This window comes from Wolbachia endosymbiont of Cylisticus convexus, assembly GCF_003344345.1.
In genome coordinates this window covers 1-2,359 of the sequence record NZ_QPIP01000132.1, presented here as the reverse complement: position 1 = coordinate 2,359, position 2,359 = coordinate 1, and the positions used below count along the sequence as shown (strand labels likewise).

General features: G+C 36.9%; 2 protein-coding genes and 1 pseudogene. All 3 read right to left on the bottom strand.

Translation table 11 applies throughout. The features are described 5' to 3' along the window. A pseudogene (locus Wcon_RS09075) lies at window positions 1-1,122 on the bottom strand (phage portal protein); the annotation flags it as partial. Then, window positions 1,122-1,970 carry a PDDEXK nuclease domain-containing protein gene (locus tag Wcon_RS09070; RefSeq protein ID WP_255565560.1) on the bottom strand — a complete coding sequence of 283 codons (849 nt, stop codon included), beginning with the start codon at window positions 1,968-1,970 and terminating at the stop codon, window positions 1,122-1,124. The pseudogene Wcon_RS09075 and the gene Wcon_RS09070, both read right to left, overlap by 1 nt. A gap of 22 nt (window positions 1,971-1,992) precedes the next feature. Then, window positions 1,993-2,359, bottom strand: a 367-nt coding sequence (locus tag Wcon_RS09065; RefSeq protein WP_147269143.1) for a transposase, incomplete at its 5' end; no start/stop codon positions are given.

Here is a 2,359-nt window from a genome sequence, read left to right as displayed (position 1 = left end):
TGCTAATTCTAGCCATCTATTCCAAATAGGTCTACAAAACTGGAACACTATCACGTTATGCTGCAACATTGCGCACCTTCTGCGAAACTCTATCAGCCCTGCTCGAATAGATGAATAATTAACACCTTCCTGTTAGTTGCTCATATGTTATCCCTGTACCAATCGCTATTGCCCTTAGCTGCTGTCTTATAAACGCTTCATAACTTCCTCCAACATCTGATGGCTCTGAAAATTTTATGTCCTCACCTGGATCTAAAAGCTGCATTGTTCCAGGTTCTAGGCCAGATAGTGCTACTCCTTGCTCATTTGCTTGCGCCTCACCTAAAATACTTGCTTCAGGATCAAGTCTTGTAATAAACCCCGCAAACATTGCTGCAGTTTTCTTTCTTACCAGCTCTGCATCATCGTATTGATCAAGTTCATAGAGCTTTAGCAGTATACTAGAAAGCCATCTCTAATTTGCCCAGGTCTTAAAGGTCTATAAATATGTAAAACATCATTTGCTGGTACTCTCACTGATTCACCAAACGAGCCTTCACCAGGGTGTTCTTTAAATAGGTAATATGCTTCTCTTTGCCCAAGCCTGTTAAACTCAATCCCGTTTCTTATTACATTACCATTTCCTAAAGTTTGATTTGTTTTATTATCTAAATGTTCAGACTCAAGTACTTGTAATTGCAGAGGTACACACAAACCATCTTCAGGTTTTCGGATCCGCAGACGTACAAAACACTCTCCACCTTCTATCATACTTCTGCATACTAGAGCTTGTAATCCATAAAAATCACTTATTCCACAGCTATCTGCTTCATCTGTCCATTTTAGCCATAACTCTTGCACTTTCTTTCGAAATTCCGCATCTCTTGCTTTTGATTGTGGTTTTATTCCTGTTCCAATAGAATTACTCACTATGGTATCAATTATATTTGCTGCATATGGATTTTTTCTCACCATGTCACGTGATCTACTACGTAAAGTTTCAAGGCTTTGAGACAGCAAATTGTTTATACTTCCTAACTCTGGTTGAAAGTGAAAAAATCTTCTTCCTGAGCCTGCTGCATCCCACGCTGAGCTTTTTATCTTTGGTTTGTTTAATAATTGCTTGAATGATTTTAATAGCATTACTTTTCTTGATCTGAAACTTTAGATAACTCAGCTTCTAATTCCTCTATCGTTGGCAAAGCTGTTTTTATACTCTCTGGTAGATTTTCAGTAACTCGATATTCTGCAAGTCCTATTGGTTTGGTCATATCCTTTAGCGTGTATTTTGCTAGTACATCATTTTTAGATTTACATAAAATCAATCCTATAGATGGCTGATCTGTCTCATGTTTTAGCAAGTCATCTACTGCTGAAAGGTAGAAATTCATCTTACCAGCGTACTCTGGTTTAAACTTATTATCTTTCAATTCAATTACTATAAAACAACGTAATTTCAGATGGTAGAACAATAAATCCACAAAGAAGTCTTCATCACCAACATCTAAATGAAATTGTCTACCGACAAACGCAAAGCCTTCACCAAGTTCTAATAAAAACTTCTCCATGTGCCCTACAAGCCCTTTCTCTACTTCTCTTTCATGAGCATCCTTTCCTATACTTAAAAAATCAAAAATATATGGATCTTTTAATGTGTAATGCGCTAAATCTGATTGAGGCGAAGGTAGCTTCTCTTTAAAATTAGTGATAGCCTTTCCCTGACGCTTATGTAACCCAAGTTCAATCTGCATTACCATGATGTTTCTTGACCAGCCATGTTCTATAGCTTCTTTTATGTAAAATAGCCTAGCTTCTTTGTCCCGAACTAAGTCCATCAGAAATACATTATGTCCCCATGGCAATTGGGCAACAAGTTGTTGCACAAATTCAATATCTTGATATTCCCCTGCAAACTGCCGCATATATTTTAGATTTCTTGTGCTAAAACCTTTCATTTCTGGAAACTCAGCCTTTAAGTCGGGAATGTTCAAAAAAGTGTGTCAAGCCGCATTTTTAGTTCAACTCAATTTTCAACCTATCTGGAAAGAAAATATCAAGTTGAGACATAGTTAAAGCCCAATTAGGGAGAGCCATAATCCACTTTTGCTCTACCTTTTTTATAGCACAATATACCTGTTTGTACAAGGCATTTGTACTAGTAAATGAACCCTTAGTTTTAGTAAATTTCCTGATTTGTCTATGCAACCCCTCAATTGGATTAGTGGTGTAAATCAGCTTCCTAACTGGCCCAGAATACTTAAAATAACTGGATAAGTTTTCCCAATTGTTCTGCCAGGATTTTATAACTAAAGGATACTTTTCTCCCCATTTTCCTTCCAGCTCAAGCAGATAATTCTCAGCAATTTCTTTACTTGAAGCA